Annotated in this window: 19 protein-coding genes; 10 read left to right on the plus strand and 9 right to left on the minus strand. The window is 40.9% G+C overall.

Annotated features, from left to right (window positions below; translation table 11 throughout):
• Positions 1-101: 101 nt before the first annotated feature.
• Complete coding sequence (locus FS608_RS14045) at positions 102-449, plus strand: YojF family protein (RefSeq protein WP_144551807.1); 348 nt, start codon at positions 102-104, stop codon at positions 447-449.
• Between the two features lie 29 nt (positions 450-478).
• Positions 479-1150, plus strand: a complete 672-nt coding sequence (gene bshB2, locus FS608_RS14050; protein WP_144551810.1) for a bacillithiol biosynthesis deacetylase BshB2 — start codon at positions 479-481, stop codon at positions 1148-1150.
• Between the two features lie 341 nt (positions 1151-1491).
• Here bshB2 and FS608_RS14055 read toward each other — a convergent pair whose 3' ends face one another.
• Both FS608_RS14055 and FS608_RS31265 read right to left on the minus strand, forming a co-directional pair.
• The gene (locus FS608_RS14055) at positions 1492-2052 is read right to left on the minus strand and encodes a Crp/Fnr family transcriptional regulator (protein WP_260871684.1); all 561 of its coding nucleotides are present in this window, start codon (positions 2050-2052) and stop codon (positions 1492-1494) included.
• Positions 2013-2234, minus strand: a complete 222-nt coding sequence (locus tag FS608_RS31265; RefSeq protein WP_260871685.1) for a hypothetical protein — start codon at positions 2232-2234, stop codon at positions 2013-2015. The genes FS608_RS14055 and FS608_RS31265 overlap by 40 nt, the downstream gene beginning before the upstream one ends.
• A gap of 242 nt (positions 2235-2476) precedes the next feature.
• Here FS608_RS31265 and FS608_RS14060 point away from each other — a divergent pair, with 242 nt between their 5' ends.
• The 7 genes from FS608_RS14060 to FS608_RS14090 all read left to right on the plus strand — a co-directional run bounded on the left by FS608_RS14060 (position 2477) and on the right by FS608_RS14090 (position 9149).
• The gene (locus FS608_RS14060) at positions 2477-2932 is read left to right on the plus strand and encodes a c-type cytochrome (protein WP_144551813.1); all 456 of its coding nucleotides are present in this window, start codon (positions 2477-2479) and stop codon (positions 2930-2932) included.
• Positions 2933-2949: 17 nt separating this feature from the next.
• Positions 2950-4815: a Sec-dependent nitrous-oxide reductase gene (nosZ, locus tag FS608_RS14065; protein WP_144551817.1), complete on the plus strand. Its 1866-nt coding sequence runs from the start codon at positions 2950-2952 to the stop codon at positions 4813-4815.
• Positions 4816-4904: 89 nt separating this feature from the next.
• Positions 4905-5474 carry a hypothetical protein gene (locus FS608_RS14070; RefSeq protein WP_144551820.1) on the plus strand — a complete coding sequence of 190 codons (570 nt, stop codon included), beginning with the start codon at positions 4905-4907 and terminating at the stop codon, positions 5472-5474.
• A complete protein-coding gene (gene nosD, locus FS608_RS14075; RefSeq protein ID WP_144551823.1) occupies positions 5475-6815 on the plus strand; it encodes a nitrous oxide reductase family maturation protein NosD in 1341 nt (446 codons plus the stop codon).
• On the plus strand, positions 6779-7576 hold the full coding sequence (locus FS608_RS14080) for an ABC transporter permease (protein WP_144551826.1): 798 nt from the start codon (positions 6779-6781) through the stop codon (positions 7574-7576). Before nosD ends, FS608_RS14080 begins: the two co-directional genes overlap by 37 nt.
• On the plus strand, positions 7573-8250 hold the full coding sequence (locus FS608_RS14085) for an ABC transporter ATP-binding protein (protein ID WP_144551829.1): 678 nt from the start codon (positions 7573-7575) through the stop codon (positions 8248-8250). The genes FS608_RS14080 and FS608_RS14085 overlap by 4 nt, the downstream gene beginning before the upstream one ends.
• Positions 8247-9149: a FixH family protein gene (locus tag FS608_RS14090; RefSeq protein WP_144551832.1), complete on the plus strand. Its 903-nt coding sequence runs from the start codon at positions 8247-8249 to the stop codon at positions 9147-9149. Before FS608_RS14085 ends, FS608_RS14090 begins: the two co-directional genes overlap by 4 nt.
• A 36-nt stretch (positions 9150-9185) precedes the next feature.
• Here FS608_RS14090 and FS608_RS14095 read toward each other — a convergent pair whose 3' ends face one another.
• From FS608_RS14095 to FS608_RS14110, 5 genes are all read right to left on the minus strand, one after another.
• Complete coding sequence (locus FS608_RS14095) at positions 9186-10643, minus strand: glycoside hydrolase family 1 protein (RefSeq protein WP_144551835.1); 1458 nt, start codon at positions 10641-10643, stop codon at positions 9186-9188.
• Positions 10644-10708: 65 nt separating this feature from the next.
• On the minus strand, positions 10709-12628 hold the full coding sequence (locus tag FS608_RS14100) for a beta-glucoside-specific PTS transporter subunit IIABC (protein WP_144551838.1): 1920 nt from the start codon (positions 12626-12628) through the stop codon (positions 10709-10711).
• Between the two features lie 372 nt (positions 12629-13000).
• Complete coding sequence (locus tag FS608_RS30275) at positions 13001-13153, minus strand: hypothetical protein (protein WP_186328728.1); 153 nt, start codon at positions 13151-13153, stop codon at positions 13001-13003.
• A gap of 32 nt (positions 13154-13185) precedes the next feature.
• Entirely contained in the window at positions 13186-14040 is an 855-nt protein-coding gene (locus tag FS608_RS14105; RefSeq protein ID WP_144551840.1) for a Cof-type HAD-IIB family hydrolase, read from the minus strand.
• A 71-nt stretch (positions 14041-14111) separates the two neighbouring features.
• Positions 14112-14780: a DNA alkylation repair protein gene (locus FS608_RS14110; protein WP_144551843.1), complete on the minus strand. Its 669-nt coding sequence runs from the start codon at positions 14778-14780 to the stop codon at positions 14112-14114.
• Positions 14781-14902: 122 nt separating this feature from the next.
• Here FS608_RS14110 and FS608_RS30280 point away from each other — a divergent pair, with 122 nt between their 5' ends.
• Positions 14903-15061, plus strand: a complete 159-nt coding sequence (locus FS608_RS30280) for a hypothetical protein (protein WP_222127350.1) — start codon at positions 14903-14905, stop codon at positions 15059-15061.
• Between the two features lie 40 nt (positions 15062-15101).
• Here the strand turns inward: FS608_RS30280 and FS608_RS14115 are convergent, their stop codons facing one another.
• Together FS608_RS14115 and FS608_RS14120 are read right to left on the minus strand one after the other, a co-directional pair.
• Entirely contained in the window at positions 15102-15701 is a 600-nt protein-coding gene (locus FS608_RS14115; protein ID WP_260871686.1) for a proline-rich domain-containing protein, read from the minus strand.
• 94 nt (positions 15702-15795) lie between these two features.
• Entirely contained in the window at positions 15796-16899 is a 1104-nt protein-coding gene (locus FS608_RS14120; RefSeq protein WP_144551847.1) for a PRK06851 family protein, read from the minus strand.
• Positions 16900-16946: the final 47 nt, after the last annotated feature.

Here is a 16946-nt window from a genome sequence, read left to right on the forward strand (position 1 = left end):
AGTTTCGCATTTTTTACCTAATTTTAGTATGATAGTTACATTATTAACTAAAATAGACATTAGACATAATCTCAATTAAGGAAGGGAAAGGAGGTTATATTTTGGAACTTATTGATGTAAAAGGTGCACAAGCTGCCATTAACAGCTTTGCTAATAAAGATGTCTACATTCACCTTGAAACGACCAACGGTGCCTATGCCTCACATAACGATCAATCTTTCTTTTCAGCAGGTGCATTTATCCGCAATGCCCTTGTCCGTTATGAATTAGGAAAAATAACAGGGAATGGCCCATTTCGGGTTGGGTTGAAGATCCAGCTTGGCTGGATTTACGCAGAAGGGATCACTCATTATGAAATCGATGAGGACAATCATCTCTTATTAGCCGGTCACGACCATGATGGAAAGCTAGCGGTTGCCTTGGAGATTTCCAGCACCCCTTTTGAATAAGAATGCAAGGCCCGAAAGGAGAATGATTTATGGAAAAAGAACGCCAAGTATTGGTCGTTTTCCCTCACCCTGATGATGAGGCATTTGGGGTGTCAGGCACCATTGCCACCCATGTGCAGAACGGAACCCCTGTTACCTATGCCTGTTTAACGTTAGGTGAAATGGGACGCAACATGGGCAATCCCCCGTTTACCAATCGTGAAAATCTGCCGAAGATTAGAAAAGAAGAATTGAAGGAAGCGGCGCGGGTGTTAGGCATTCAAGACCTGCGTATGCTCGGATTCCGTGACAAAACGATTGAATTTGAAGATGAAGAGAAACTCGCAAATCAAATGTTGGCCTTGATTGAGGAAGTTAATCCTTCTCTTATTATTACGTTTTATCCAGGCTACTCGGTCCACCCTGACCATGATGCCACTGGTGCGGCGGTCATTCGTGCCGTTGGAAAAATGAGCCCAGCCGCACGGCCAACCTTACACTGTGTCGCATTCTCGAACAATTGTGTTGATGAGCTCGGGGAACCAGATATTCTTAATGACATTAGCCCTGTTGCCAAAACAAAAATGGCCGCCATCCAGGCGCACCGTTCGCAAACCGAGCAAATGTTTATGGGGATGGAAGAGAAGTTAAAAAACCAAGACCCGCAAGTAATGAAGTGGATTAATAATGAACGGTTTTGGACCTATAAATTTGATAAGTAATCGAAAGCCCCTCATAGTGAAGGGCTTTTTTCCTTTTTAGTAGAACGTTTATAGTTTTAATAAATACACTGGCTCACATGATGATTACAGATTATCATCGTCGTGTATGATGCCGGTTCTATAGGTTTTTTAGTTGTAACGGGAACCATAGAGGCCGTATGATGACCGTTCTCCCATTTTTTCAGGCTTAACGGGAACCATTGGGACCGTATGATGACCGTTCTTCCATTTTTCCAGGCTTAACGGGAACCATTGGGACCGTATGATGACCGTTCCTCCATTTTTCCAGGCTTAACTGGAAACATAGCATTCCTTTTATGATCGTTCCTACAAATTGTTTGTTAAAATTCCCGGTGCAGCAGCGTACACAACGTACACCAATCTCGAATAATAATCTTCCGTGATTTCAATTCGATGATTCCATCTTTTTTTAATTTCGAGAAAACACGGCTGACACTTTCCCTTGTTGTTCCGACCACCGTGGCAAATTCCTGAATAGTCAAGGGAATCTCGATATCCCACCTGTTCAGGCCATTATTAAATTTATTTCCTAGGCGTTCTAATGTCTTGACTGTCTTCGCATACACATCGAGCAGGGCAACGTCTCGTAATTGTGAAGTCATTTCCCTGAGCGCATCACTCATATAACTGATCATTTGAATCGATAGTTCTGGATGGCTGAATAAATCCCGCTCAAGTTCCAATTTATCTAAAAATAGGATCTTTCCATCCTGGAGCATGGTCGCAGTTGCCGGGTAGTATTCTGTCCTTTTTGTAAACAAACAGGCCTCTGCAAACACATCCCCCTGTTGCTTTACACAGACAATAATTTCATTGCCCTGTTCATCCTGCCTCGTAAGCTTCACTGCACCAGAATGAATGAAATAAACCCCCTTGGCCACTTCCGCTTCAGAAATGATCTTTTCCCTTTTTTCAACTCGAGCGTATGAATTCTTTTTTCAATAATCGCTAGCGACTTCTCCGATAAATCCTTAAAGATGACAATTTTTCGAAGTAAATCCGTTTGGACAACCTGTTGATAAATTGCTAGATTTGGATCTTTTAAACAATCGACTTGAATCATCCTTTTCACCACCCTTTTTAAAAATCCTTTGTTGATTAAACACTTACCTTATATTGTAAAGAACATCGTCACTTGAAGAAGTGACGAATTTCACAAAACGTTCATTTTTTCAAAACGCTTGATACAAAGCCCTTTCACAAAACGTTCAAATTCTACAAAAAAAGTGTGCGGCAGGTCACATTTTTCTCCAATGGAAGCGTTTAGGATGAAGGTGTTCATTTGAGAAAAAAGGAGGGAAAAAGATGAAAAAAGCCATTATTAGTTTTGTTATTTGTACATTACTTGGCTTTGGATTAGGCTACTTAGTGTTTGGCGTGATCATGGGGGATTCCGAAAAACAGCCTCAAGTGGCAAAAACTGAAACGAAAGAAACGACAGAAACAGCAGCTGCTAAAGAAGAAACAACAGCTGATTCAAAAGAAGCAACGACGGTTTCTGCCAACGAGGATAACATCCTTAACAAAAAAGGCTGCCTTGGCTGCCACAGTGTTGAATCTCTAAATATTACAGGTGGAGCAGTTGGGCCAGACCTTTCCCAAGCATTTGCAAACGTAGAAGGCAAGCATGGCAAGCCGATTGAGGAATTCTTAAAAGCACCTACTTCTGCAGTCATGTCAGGCGTGATTGGCAAAAATCCGTTATCCGATGAAGAACGCAAGCAAGTATTAGATCTACTGAAACAAGCATCTGAAAAATAAAAAAGGTGGTGTATATAATGAAAAAATGGATTCCGATTGCATCGGGTCTCTTAGCTGGGTTTGTCGCAGCAACGATCTCGTTTGCTGATTTCTCAGCAAAGACAGAAACGCAAGCAGCGTCAAGCACAAAGAGTGATGCTGAAAAAGTATATGTTCCATTCGGCCAAAAAGATGATTATTACCTATTTGCTTCCGGCGGCCACTCCGGTCAAATGTTTATTTATGGAGTTCCATCGATGCGTCATATTCGAACGGTTCCGGTCTTCTCGCAGGATTCGGCTACAGGGTATGGTTTTGATGAACACTCGAAGAAATTAATGGGCGGTTATACATGGGGTGACCTTCATCACCCGGCCTTCTCAGAAACAAATGGTGACTATGACGGTAAATACATGTTCGCGACCGATGTTGGTAACAGCCGTGCGGCGGCGATGGATTTGAAAACATTCACTGTGAAAGACATTATTAACGTTCCAAATACAAGCGGACCACACTGTGCGGCCTTCGTTACTGAAAATACCGAGTATATGTTCCTGCCGACTCGCTTCGCTGTTCCGCTGCAACACAAGTACGAATCACTTGATGATTACAGTACAAAATACCGCGGCGTCATGTCTGCTGTCACGTTTGATGAAAACAAACAAAAACTAAATATTGGTTACCAAGTCGCCCTTCCACCATGGTCTTATGACCTTTCTGATGCAGGTAAAAGGGAATCAGCTGATTGGGCGGTTATGACGACTTATAATACCGAAGAATCAACTACTAATCTTGAAATTAATGCTTCACAAGCCGACCGTGACTATATTGTTCTATTCAACTGGAAAGAGCTCGAGAAAATGGTCAAGGAAGGCAAGTACGAAAATGTGGGCGGTCAGAAAATGATTTTCCCTGAAAAGCAAAAAGGCGGCATTTATTTAATTCCAGTCGCTAAATCACCACATGGTGTCGATGTTACACCAGACGGCAAGCACTTTATTGCTTCTGGGAAATTAGCACCAACCATGACTGTCTTCTCATTTGAAAAAGCGTTTAAAGCTGTCGCAAACAAAGACTTCGCTGGTGAACGAAATGGTATTCCAGTCCTTAATTACAAATCTGTGATGGAAAGAGAAGTTAACCCTGAAAATGCCTTAGGACCACTGCACACTCAATTTGATGACAAAGGCATGGCCTATACCACCATGTTCATTTCTTCAGAAATCGTGAAATGGGATCCAAAAACAGGTGAAACTTTAGATCGTGTCCCTGTTCAATATTCTCCAGGACATTCTGTTGCCGCAGAAGGTGATACGGTTGCACCAGATGGAAAATATATCATTGCATTAAATAAGATTGCGAAGGACAGCTATTTATCCGTTGGACCTTCTCATCCTGAATCCATGCAGTTAATTGATATCAGCGGAAAGATGAAGATCATCCAATCTGCACCAGTTAACCCGGAACCACACTATGCCCAAATGATTAAAGCGGATAAAATCAAAACAATTGAAGTCTATCCGAAGGACCCAAAGAATAAAGAGGCTGTTTACAAGCAGAGCGATACAAAAATCGTTCGGAATGGTAACAAAGTCGATGTATATGGTATCGCGATGCGTTCGAAATTCATCTTTGATGCCAAAGCAAAACGTCCTGATGTAATCGAAGTAAATGAAGGAGATCACGTTACGATTCATCTGACAAATATTGATTTCGATGAGGATATTACCCACGGATTTGCCATCAACAGCTATAACTTAAACATGGAAGTTCAGCCAGGACAAACCAACACGATGGAATTTGTCGCAAATAAAGCAGGAACCTACCCACTTTATTGCACAAACTTCTGTTCTGCACTACACCAAGAAATGACCGGCTACTTCCTTGTAAAACCAAAACAGTAATTCAGCAATATGTTGGCGATGGGTATCAATGGAAAAAATTGATACCCTTCTCCGTTTTACAACGATTTCATTAAAAAGGCGATGTTAACATGAAAGATAAAACAAAAAAATTATCAATGGTTTCTTCATTATTGCTTGTTACTTCAACTATTTTAATAGTCATCTCATTATTTTTTCCATGGTGGAAAATGGTCTTTGTTGCTCCCCAATATCCAGAAGGGCTAAATATCATTGTGTACCCGAATAAGCTTGAAGGCGAAATTGATATCGTTAATGGGCTTAACCACTATATTGGTATGGCGAACTTCAGTGAAAAAAACTTCCCTGAATTAGCGTATTTACCTTATCTAGTTGGTGGTTTAGCGGCTTTAACTCTTTTAACCGCCCTGCTTCGAAAAAAGTCTGTTCTATACGGATTAATCGGCTTATTTGTGATTGGCGGCGGGCTAGGTGTCTATGACCTTCACCATGCATTGAAAAAGTTTGGTACCAATTTAAGTCCCGAAGCTCCCATAAAAATGGATCCATTTGTTCCGCCTATTTTAGGACACAATACAGTGGCGAACTTCCAAACCAACAGCCTGCTTGGCCTAGGAACATATTTGGTAATCGCTGCGTTTATCCTCTTACTCATTCCGTTATGGAAGGATCGAAAGTAAATGAAAAAACTTGCGCTCTTATCTTTCATTTTTTCTCTATTGCTAGTCATGAGCCCTGAGAAAAAGCTGGCAGCCGAACAATTACAAGCAACCATCGACAGCCTGAAAGAAGGGGCGGTCCTGAGGCTTGAAAATAAAACCTACCAGGGCAATATTGTCATTAACAAACCGATAACGATTATTGGCTCAAAAAAGACCGTGATCAAAGGAGACGGTACCGGAAATGTCATTTCCATTAAGGCACCTGATGTGAAACTGAGCTACCTGACAGTCACGCATGGAGGTATGAACCGGAACTCAGCTGAGGAATATGCAGCCATAAAGATTTACACAAACAACAATGTCGTCGAACATATCATCATCCGCGACTCCTTTCACGGCATTTATTTAAGCCAGGCACACAAAAATACCATTCGTTCCAACCGAATTAAGGGTCTGGGGAAAGGCGAAATCGCCGCCCAGGGCAATGGGATTCATGTTTATTATGCTAATGATAATCTGCTAGAAAAGAATACAATAGAAGGCACCCGGGACGGGATGTTCTTTGAATATGCGAACAACAACAAAAGCTATGAAAATAATATTAGTCACACAAGATATGGTTTGCATTACATGTATTCCGACAAGAACATTTTCAAGAAAAATATATTCACGATGAACACCGGCGGCGCAGCGATTATGAACTCGAATCATGTAAAGCTCGAGGATAATCAATTTCTCGTGAACTACGGCAACCAGTCGTTTGGATTATTGCTGCTTCAAGCTAATGACAACGAAATTGCCAATAATACCTTTTACATGAACCAACGCGGCATGTACATTGATCAAGCGACTAGAAACGAATTCCGCCACAACAAAGTCGTTCAAAACCAAATCGGAATTGAACTGTGGTCTAGTTCCAATGACCAAGTTTTCACCTTAAATCAAATTACCGAAAATACGATTCCTGCTGTAACTCTTGGCGGCAATAGTGAGAATAATTCCTGGAGCATGAATGGCAAAGGGAATGACTGGGGCAGCACGTTCCCCATCACCGATTTAGACCAAGACAGCATCGGGGATTTTCCAATAACCTATCGTTCTTCTTTATATCAATTAATAGAAGACCAAGAATTATCCTATTTATTTTTAAAAAGTCCCGCATTGAAGATTTATGAAAAATTGAATGCGGCGCTGTCAAAGGAAGCCGTCATGTTTCATGACCCACACCCGCTAACAGCGGCAAAGGGATCACATTCGAAAGCAATTTTCCTTATTGCCACCTTACTAATTGTGGGGATTTTACTAAAAGGGAGACACCTACTATGCATTACATTTGGAAGGAATGGAAGGAAAATATAAGAGGAAAAGGACTTTGGCTAAGTTTAAGTATTATTGTTCTGATTTCAATCGCGATTTTATTTCGTTCCTCAGCCCTTTCATTTGATAAAGGCTTTTATGTGCTCTTAATCAACTTGTTTGATACGATTATCTATTTTATTCCGATTCTATGCTTATTTATCGGGGCATTCTCGATTTTTCAAGAAAAGGAACAAAAGACATTGATTATCCTGCTGACAAAGACAGACCAATTCGGAAATTTTCTAATCAAAAAAAGCCTAGGACTCTATACAGTTGTCCTTGTCCCGCTGATTACGTGGTTTTTCATTTATTTGTTACTATTAAAATTTAACTTTCAACTAGATATGAAAAGTTATTTCATCTTTGTGGCAGCGATTGTTTCAATAAGCCTCGTCTTTTTGCAAATGGGCGCTGCCATCGGAAGTATCAGCCGTTCGAGGATGCAGATTTTAGGGTTTACGATCTTTGTCTGGTTCTACTTTTTCTTCTTGCATGATTTTATCTTGCTGTCGTTTTTACCTGATGTGACGCATGAAAATGTAAAACTATTTTCTTCGGTTTACTTTTTAAATCCTCTTCAGGCTGTTCGAATGTTCTTAGAAACAGGCACTGGGGTATATTCCTTCGGCCATATGTCGAGACTCTTACAAGCGTTTATGTGGACGAAACCGATATTCTTCCTGCTCGGAAATCTATTGTTCTGGCTCATCGCTTCATTTTTCACAGCGATTGTTTTCAATCGTAAGGAGGGGTACGAATGATCACCGTAAAGAATTTAAACCAATCATTTGGAAAAAAAACGGTCTTGGATTCAATCAATCTAGACATTAACCGGAATGAAATTTGTGCTCTGGTTGGACGCAATGGCGCCGGGAAATCGACATTTATCAATAGTTTGCTTGGACTATTGCCGGTCAAGCAAGGGGAGATTTTGATAAATGGTATTGCCGTGAACAAGAAAAATAAGGAGTGGAAAAGAAAAACCGCCTATTTGCCGGAAAAATTTATGCTTTATCCGATGCTGACCGGATTGGAAAATATGACGTTTTTTGCAGAGGCGGTGGCTAAGTCCGCCAACCCGGAACGAATAGAGCATGTGCTTCGTTCGGTCAGCTTGTGGGACGACCGCAATGAACAAGTCAAGAAGTACTCGAAAGGAATGCTGCAGCGCCTCGGTTTAGCAATCACCCTTTATCAGGATTCAAGCCTGCTCATTCTTGATGAACCGACAAGCGGTATTGACCCGCTCGGAAGAAAAGAAATTTTAGATGTACTCAGTTCCCTTCAGGATAAAACGATTCTGCTGTCATCACACCATCTGGATGAAATTAAGCAGATTTGTACCCATGTTGCTTATTTAGAAAATGGAAAAATGAAGAAATATAAAGTAGAAGATTTTTTACAAACTCATAATTTAGGAGGAATCAGTTCATGAAGATACGGGTAATCTCCGCCATCCTTCTTTTGATTGCCGTGATCACAGGATGCAGTTCAGACCCTGAATATAAAGTGGCTGTCACAAAGGATCTTTATTTCGTCAAGGATACAGCCATGCCTTTTGAAGTAAAGGTAACCGAAAACAAGAAAGCGGTAAAAGGGCTAGATGTATCTGCCAACCTAGCAATGACGGAAATGGATCATGGCAGCTTTGATGTCAAGCTTGAGGAAGGAAAAAATGGCACCTATAGCGGCAAAGTAAATTTGCCAATGGGCGGTAAATATGAGGCTGTGTTTACGCTTAAAAAAGACGGGAAAAAGACGGAAAAAGTTATTGAACTGAACGTAACCAAGCCAAAAGGGGTTGCCAAGGTGAATGGCGAGTGGATCACTGCTGAGGATGTCAGCTTTTATAAGTTCATTAACCAATTGCAGCTAGCGATCAACCGTGAGAGTGCAGAGAAACAATATAAGGGCGAGCAGTTAGAGGAAGAACTCGCTTATTTAGAGACACAGGAAAAAACACTTGAAGATAAAAATCAGCTATTAACACAAATCATCCGCCTCCGGGCAATGGCCTTACTGGGGGATGAAAAGGGCCATAAAGCAACGGAGACGGAAGTGAATGCGGCCCTTAGCAAAGCACGCGAACAATATAATCAATTTGGGTCAGCTAAAAAGCTAATCAACGAGTACGGAGAAGAGAAGTTTTGGGCAACAGAAAAGCAGCAATATCAATTGATCGTCATGTCCCAGAAGGTTCAAAAGGATTTAATTGACAAAGTTAAAAAGGAAAATCCTAAAGCTGGCGAACAAGAAATCTACTACCAAGCTCAAAAAGAATACGAAGAACTGCTGGTTTCACAGGTGAATTCATTAAAGATTGAGATCCTATAAAAAAAGAGATTGGAATCTCCAATCTCTTTTTCACATTTACAGTTGTTCACCGTTGGTTGCAATGACATTTTTGTACCAATCGAATGATTTTTTCTTCTTTCTTGCTAATGTACCGTTACCATAGTCATCTTGGTCAACATAGATGAATCCGTAACGTTTAGACATTTCTGAGGTACTTGCACTAATTAAATCGATACAGCCCCAGCTGGTGTAACCCATTAAATCTACTCCGTCTTTGATCGCTTCGCCCATTTGTTCAATATGTGCGCGCATGTAATCAATCCGGTAATCATCGTTGATCAAGCCGTCTTCCTCGACTTTATCGTAGGCACCTAAACCATTTTCCACAATGAATAAAGGTACTTGATAGCGGTCGTACATTTTCTTCAATGTAATGCGGAGGCCCTTCGGATCAATTTGCCAGCCCCAATCAGATGCTTGTAAATAAGGGTTTTTAACACCATTAAAGAAGTTCCCTATTTCTTTTAATCGCTCTTCATTACCACTCGCCACCATGGACATATAATAGCTAAATGATAAGAAGTCTACTGGATGCTGCAACAAGATTTCCTCATCACCTGGCAGCATGTCAATTTGGATATTCTTCTTTTCAAAATAGCTTAACATATAGCTTGGATAATAACCGCGCACTTGAACATCTGTGAAGAACAGGTTCTTCTGGTCTTCTTCTAATGCTACTAAGACATCATCTGGGTTGCACGTTTCTGGATATACTTCCATACGAGCCAGCATACAGCCAATCTGTGCACCAGGAATGATTTCATGACAAGCTTTTACCGCACGTGCACTTGCCACAAATTGATGGTGGAGCGCTTGATATACAGCTTGCTCTTTATTCTCAACACGATCCACTAAAATCCCGCTGCCGATATACGGAGAGAAAGTTGAGATATTAATCTCATTAAAGGTTAACCAGTATTTTACTTTGTCTTTATAACGAGTAAATACAGTTTCAGCATAGCGGACAAAGAATTCCACTAAACGGCGGTCAGTCCAGCCATTATATTTTTGCACCAAGTGAAGCGGCATTTCATAGTGTGATAGAGTCACCAAAGGCTCGATGTCATATTTTAATAGTTCATCAAACACTCGATCGTAGAAAGCCAGACCCTCTTCATTCGGCACTAACTCGTCCCCATTTGGAAAAATACGCGGCCAAGAAATCGACATTCTGAATGTTTTAAAGCCCATTTCAGCGAACAGCGCAATGTCTTCTTTATAGCGGTGATAAAAGTCAATTCCACGGCGTTTAGGGAAGTTATCTCCCTCTTTTCCTGCCAATAACGCTTCTAGCTCTTCTTCACTTCTGACATCCATCTCGATATCATTTGTACGTTCTTCCTTTGGGATAAAGGTAACCATATCAAAAATTGATAGGCCCTTACCGCCTTCATTATAGGCACCTTCTAACTGATTGGCTGCAGTTGCGCCGCCCCATAAAAATCCTTCTGGAAATGATGTTTGTCTTGTCATCTTTATTTCCTCCTCCATTTTTAGAGACTCCGACTGTTAACAATCGGAATCTCTTTTTTTAAAAATTAACCACAAATCGTTAATAATGTTTCTTTCTGATCAATTGCTGTTTTTGCTGTTGGATTAATTTCTGCATAATCGCCGCTATTGGTGATAATGATAGGCGTGGTCACTTCACAACCTGCTGCTTTAATTTTAGCGATATCAAATTCTACTAACAGATCTCCTGCTTTGACGGTGTCGCCTTGGTTGATATGAGCAGTAAAATGTTCTCCGTCTAATTTAACGGTATCCATTCCCACATGGATTAATATTTCCACGCCTTTATCGGATGTGATTCCAATCGCATGTTTTGTTTTAAAAAGTGTTGTTACAACACCATTGACTGGCGATACTACTTTTCCTTCTGATGGTTCAATCGCAATCCCTTTTCCCATTACTTCACTTGAAAAGGCCGCGTCTTCTACTTGATTTAATGGAATTACTTTTCCTTTTAACGGACTTGCAACCTCTTGCGTACGGGTTTTATCGATCACTTTTACTGTCCTTGGTTCATTAGTTGCTTTTTCTTTATTTGCTGGATCTTTAAAACCGAATAGATAAGTTAAAACAAACGCTACGACAAAACCTGCCACTAACGCAATTACTGCTCCCCAGACAGTCATATCAAGTGATGAACCGGGCTTGATAAAGGTTGGTATCACGAAAATACCCATGCCGCCGAACATCCATAATTTCCCCGCAGTAGCACCAATAATTCCGCCGCCTACTGCTCCACCAATACAGCTCATAATAAATGGCTTTTTAAGTGGTAACGTTACACCGTAAATCGCTGGTTCTGTCACGCCAAAAATACCTGAAATGAAAGCCGGAAAACTAAGTGTTTTCAATCCTTTGTTTTTTGTCTTTAACATAACGGCTAAAACAGCACCAACTTGTGCGAAACAAACCATAACTGTGGTTGCTAGAACCGGGTCGTAATGTAAAGTTGTTAAGTTGTTAATTGCAATTGGAACAAGTCCCCAGTGAAGTCCAAAGATAACAAATATTTGCCAAAATCCTCCGAGAATTAAACCAGCTACAACAGGGCTTAACTTATAAATCCATAATGTGGCAGCACCAAGAAGAGTACCTGCCCATGTAGCAACTGGACCAATCACTAAGAAAGTTAATGGAACCATTATGATAATGGTCAAAAATGGAACGACGAAAGTTTTTACAACATCTGGAACAATCTTTTTGAAACCTTTTTCGATCTTTGTTGCAAAAAACGCTGAAAGTAGAATTGGAATAACGGATGAAGCATAACTCATCATGATGACTGGAATACCTAAGAATGTAATACGTATATCTGACTGGATTAACGATCCTTTAAATAGTGTATAAAGTGGATCTCCTGCTGTTAACGTTGACAATGTTGGATGCACCAATGCGGCGGCGATTGCCATTCCGACAAAAGGTGTACCACCGAATTTTTTCATAGCTGTGTAACCTAAAAATATTGGTAAGAAATTGAATAAACCGTCTCCTGCGATATTCAGTAAGTTATAAGTGCCTGATGTTGCTGTCACCCAGCCTAAAGCTAGTATTAGTGCCGCCAAACCTTTAATCATACCTGTTGCAGCTAAAACGCCTAGTATTGGAGTAAATACTCCTGAAATCATATCTATAAATCTAGCACCTAAACCTGCTTTGTTTGTATCTTCTGAATCACTTTCAGCTGCTCCACTCATATTGGCAACTTGTAAGAATGTTGCATAAACATCTGGTACATGGTTCCCAATGACCACCTGATATTGACCGCCGCTTTGCATTACAGTCACAATGCCCTCAAGATTTTTAATCTCTTCCGTTTTGGCGATCTTTTCGTCCTTTAACTTAAAACGTAGTCTTGTCACACAATGAAACACGCTGTTGATATTATCTTTCCCGCCGACTAACTCTAAAATGTTGCTTGTTAAGCCTGTGTAATCCTTTTTAGCCATTAAAAACACCTCCAAATTTTATACAACCAAATTTGTATCCGCTTTCCATCCCAAGAAAACAAAAAACCTAAACTACCCATACATAAGTAAATAATCCTCATGTGTTGAGTAATTTAGGTTTTGCCTGCCGAACCAGTAACAATCCTAAAATAATTATCAAGTTTTTAATCAAATACACCGTTATAGGAAGGCAGCCACCCTGAGTTCCTTTTTTCCGGATCAAAAGTTTCTCAAGAATACAAAAAAACCTAAATTGTGCGCCTCAAACAAATGTTAAGAGACGACAATTTAGGTTTTGCCTGCACGACCAGTAACAACCCTAAAGAATCGGGTGTATTTAATTTATAGATTGATAGTATCATGATAATTTTATCATGTCAACGCTTTCATTTTAAATTTTTTAGCTTTCTTGACAAGGCCTGTTGTTTTCTGCTCCAGGCACTTCGCTTTCCGCGGGCGGTCCGGGGAGCCTCCCGCAGGAGTCTTCGTGCCTTCCGCTCCAATCAACAGGGTGCCAGAATTCACATAGTGCCTGACACCCTTACTTACATCATAATTTAAATGACTTCAAGTATCGCCTTTGCTACGCCGCTATCTACATTAGTGTCTGTAATTACATCACAAAGGGATTTGATTTCATAATTGGCATTTCCCATCGCCACTGACCTGCCTGCTTTTTCAAACATTGACACATCATTATAATTATCACCAATCGCCATCGTTTCCGCCAAGTCAATTCCTCTTTCTTTCACAAACGATTCAAGTGCAATTCCCTTTTGAGCCTCACGGTTCGTGATTTCGAGGTTTTCATGACCGGAAGATGCGATGGCTAGTTCTTCTAAGTCGGCTAATGCTTGATTTGCTGCTTCTAATTTTTCCCCATCAAATGAGAAGACAAGAAATTTATAGATTTGATACTGATCATTTGCAAATAGCAGTTCATACTCTTCGATTGTTTGGACTAAGCCATCACGGATTCTTGCCCCTGCGGCTTCTATGATCTCAGCCTGATTGGCTTCTGGATTCGCACTCATCACGATATCAACAAGAATGGAAACAGCTTTGTCTGGGTCGATCGTAAAGGCACCCTGATTTGTGTAAACTTCGAAGTACACGTCCTTTTTTGAGAGCCTTGCAGCAACCTCTCGAGCTAATTGTTTCCCAATTGGAGTAGCTGAAAGGACGTCCCCCTCTTTGGAACGTACTTCCGCGCCATTCACACAAATAACTGGGCAGGTTAAGCCCGCCTCAGAAAGGACGAAAGTAGCCTCTTGATAGGACCGGCCTGTTGCAACCACTACTTCAACCCCTTGTGACTGCGCTTTTAAAATAGCTTCCTTATTCTCTAAGCTGATTTGTTGAACCGAATTTAATAATGTTCCATCCATATCTGTTGCAATACATTTAATCATGATGTCCACCCTCTATCCCTTTTCATTATTGCCATTTTAACAGATTATCTAAAACATTATCTCCCTAATGCTCAAGCTAAATACTTACTTCCTTCGCGAACACTTAACGGTGCTAGCTTTGTCGCTTGGATAAATTTTTTCACGGAATCAGGATTGATCTTTGAATATTCCCTTAACGCCCAGCCGATGGCCTTTTGGATAAAAAATTCCTTACTGTCTGCATTAAGGCGTATGTATTGATAAAGAAGCTCTTCATTTGTGTTCTCTTTATACTTTAATTGAAAAAGAAGTGCCGCCCTGCGCAGCCAAAGGTAATCATGGGTGGCCCAGCCATCAATTGTTTCCGCCACGACATCAGGAAACCTTTTGGCAATTTCCCCAACCGGTTTAGGGGAAATCGCATCAACTGTATCCCACCATGATTTGGTTTGAATCAATTCCTCCATAAAAGGTAAATCGATCTTCTCCAGCTTTTTCAACGATTTTTCCATATAAACCAATCCTGTATATTGGTATTCACGTTCATCCTTCGCCCAAAGATCGCGAATAAATTCTTGGTTAAACGGCTCCTTTAACAAACCTGTTTCTTTAAAAAACTGCTTCTCGAGTACACTTCGATTTGGTTTCTTGATGCCAAGGAAAGGGAAGTGGTCTTTCATATATTTCTCCATTGGTCCAGCATTTGCTTCATTGCGATTTGCTTCAAATAGTTTTGTTAATAAGTCTATATTTGACTGCACCCAATCACCCTTTTAAAAAATTCCAGTCAGCTAACTAATAATTTAAATATTACCTTTATTTAACTGTATAAACAACATACTCGAAACCAAACTAAACCATAGTAGAAAAGGAGGGATCGATGATGACGAAGAAATACAACAAAGGCAGCAAGAATCAAAACTCCCCGCAAGCAGGACATGCAGAAGCTGAATTTGCCAGCGAGTTTGTCAGCGGTGATAACAGTAAAGGTAATAAGCGCAATACCAAAGGGCAGAAAAGCAAAACAAATCCAAACTCTTAAAAAAAGAAAGAACTGCCCAATTTAGGACAGTTCTTTCTAATTAGTGACAACTAAATGAACGGATTCTGTTTAAATCCATTCCGTAATATTCCCAATGGTATCCACTCCAGCGATATCCGGCAATCGAGGTTCTGCCAACATAAGTCGGATAATACCAGAAGTTTCTTCCATTATTCAACCAAATATAGGTATAACGGTACAAACAGTGCCGAATTCCTCCTGGGTCAACCGCATATAAGCCAACTGTTTCATGCGGAATAAAGGTTGGTGGCGGTCCAGTCGGGGCACCACCGTAATGTGGGCCTCCTCCATGTGGTGGATGATATCCTCCGTGCGGCGGCGGTTGATGGCCTCCCCCGTGCGGCGGCGGTTGATGGCCTCCCCCGTGCGGCGGCGGTTGATGGCCTCCTCCATGCGGCGGTGGTTGATGGCCTCCCCCGTGTGGCGGTGGTTGATGGCCTCCCCCGTGTGGCGGCGGTTGATGGCCTCCCCCGTGTGGCGGTGGTTGGTGGCCTCCCCCGTGTGGCGGTGGTTGATGGCCTCCCCCGTGTGGCGGTGGTTGTGTTTGTTGCCTAAGGTTGTTTTCATAAGGAAAATTAGGCATTCTACCATGACCCTGAGGGTAATTGAAATGATCCATGGTTATTAGTCCCCTTTTATTTAATTTTCCCTTTAACGTATGCGCCCCGCCTAATTTGGTGAAGGTAAAACATTAGTCCTATTTGAAAGTTTTGTTACTCTACTTTACTTGCTGCTAACTCTCTTATTTCCTCAGCAATTTTATTCTGAATCTGTTCTACAACAGAGAAATCCATCGCAGCAATATATATTTCCTCTAACTCATCATGAAGTTCCTTTGCCTTTGCTAAATAGGAGATTGCCTCATTCATTTTATTTTTATAATTGGTTGAGATTTTAGTAATGATATCTTCAAAAATTTCATCTGTCCCAGGCGCGATTAGTAATTCATACATATCAATGATTTCATCGCCATCTCTGCTTGGGAAGTACTCATGCGGTGCCGTACTATCAAAAATCGCAATTCCAAGCTCCCTGAAAATTACCATATCAAGGCTGTGCGGGTCAAAGCCACAATGATAAACCTCTACATCCACCCCTCTGACTTCAGCCGCTGCAGCAAGCTTCTTCAGCATGGTGGATTTCCCAGAGCCCGGGCGCCCTTTAATAAAGTAACGTTTTGGAATCTCTTCGGTTAGATTCGGAACATAATCAACCGCTCCTTTAGGCGTTGCTGCCCCTAAAAAGCGATGACGGATATCTGATTTTTTACTAAGCTTCATTTTTCCAAAGAAAGTATCAATTAATTTGTTCGTTAATTGATCTGCTTTCTTAAAATCCATGCTGTTGATATAGATCTTTTCCCAATCATCATGAATATCTAATGCTTCTTTAAACGTATCATATGCCTTATGAAAGGACTGGCTGATTTGATTGGTTAACTTCAAGATTGTACTTTTATGGATCGCTAAGGCGCGAGCATTCCAAGCCTCACCGAGGTTAATATACTCATCCACCGCACCTGGTGCTTTTGGTTCAATCACATGTGGAGCTGTTCCATCAACAATTCCCACCTTTAATGCCGGTATTAACACGCCATCAATGGAATTATTATCTGAAGAACAATGTAAGAATTCAACATCATAGCCCTTTTCAAGCCACTCATTGCCGACCTTTTTCATGAGTGAGGATTTACCTGTTCCTGGCCCGCCTTTTAAAATAAATAACCGGTCGAGATCTTGAAGATTGGAATCATATAAATTATGGAAACCTCTAGCTGTATTACCGCCAGCAAAGTAATTTTTAATTTTCCCTGCCACTGATCAACACTCCCTTTTATCGTGACACTCGTAAGATAATTTCACCC

Source organism: Bacillus sp. X1(2014), assembly GCF_007678255.1.

Coding starts and splice junctions, on each gene's coding strand:
- bshB2 (WP_144551810.1), top strand. CDS start 479: ATGGAAAAAGAACGCCAAGTATTGGTCGTTTTCCCTCACCCTGATGAT.
- FS608_RS31265 (WP_260871685.1), bottom strand. CDS start 2,234: ATGATTCAAGTCGATTGTTTAAAAGATCCAAATCTAGCAATTTATCAA.
- FS608_RS14060 (WP_144551813.1), top strand. CDS start 2,477: ATGAAAAAAGCCATTATTAGTTTTGTTATTTGTACATTACTTGGCTTT.
- nosZ (WP_144551817.1), top strand. CDS start 2,950: ATGAAAAAATGGATTCCGATTGCATCGGGTCTCTTAGCTGGGTTTGTC.
- FS608_RS14070 (WP_144551820.1), top strand. CDS start 4,905: ATGAAAGATAAAACAAAAAAATTATCAATGGTTTCTTCATTATTGCTT.
- nosD (WP_144551823.1), top strand. CDS start 5,475: ATGAAAAAACTTGCGCTCTTATCTTTCATTTTTTCTCTATTGCTAGTC.
- FS608_RS14080 (WP_144551826.1), top strand. CDS start 6,779: ATGCATTACATTTGGAAGGAATGGAAGGAAAATATAAGAGGAAAAGGA.
- FS608_RS14085 (WP_144551829.1), top strand. CDS start 7,573: ATGATCACCGTAAAGAATTTAAACCAATCATTTGGAAAAAAAACGGTC.
- FS608_RS14090 (WP_144551832.1), top strand. CDS start 8,247: ATGAAGATACGGGTAATCTCCGCCATCCTTCTTTTGATTGCCGTGATC.
- FS608_RS14095 (WP_144551835.1), bottom strand. CDS start 10,643: ATGACAAGACAAACATCATTTCCAGAAGGATTTTTATGGGGCGGCGCA.
- FS608_RS14100 (WP_144551838.1), bottom strand. CDS start 12,628: ATGGCTAAAAAGGATTACACAGGCTTAACAAGCAACATTTTAGAGTTA.
- FS608_RS14105 (WP_144551840.1), bottom strand. CDS start 14,040: ATGATTAAATGTATTGCAACAGATATGGATGGAACATTATTAAATTCG.
- FS608_RS30280 (WP_222127350.1), top strand. CDS start 14,903: ATGACGAAGAAATACAACAAAGGCAGCAAGAATCAAAACTCCCCGCAA.
- FS608_RS14115 (WP_260871686.1), bottom strand. CDS start 15,701: ATGGATCATTTCAATTACCCTCAGGGTCATGGTAGAATGCCTAATTTT.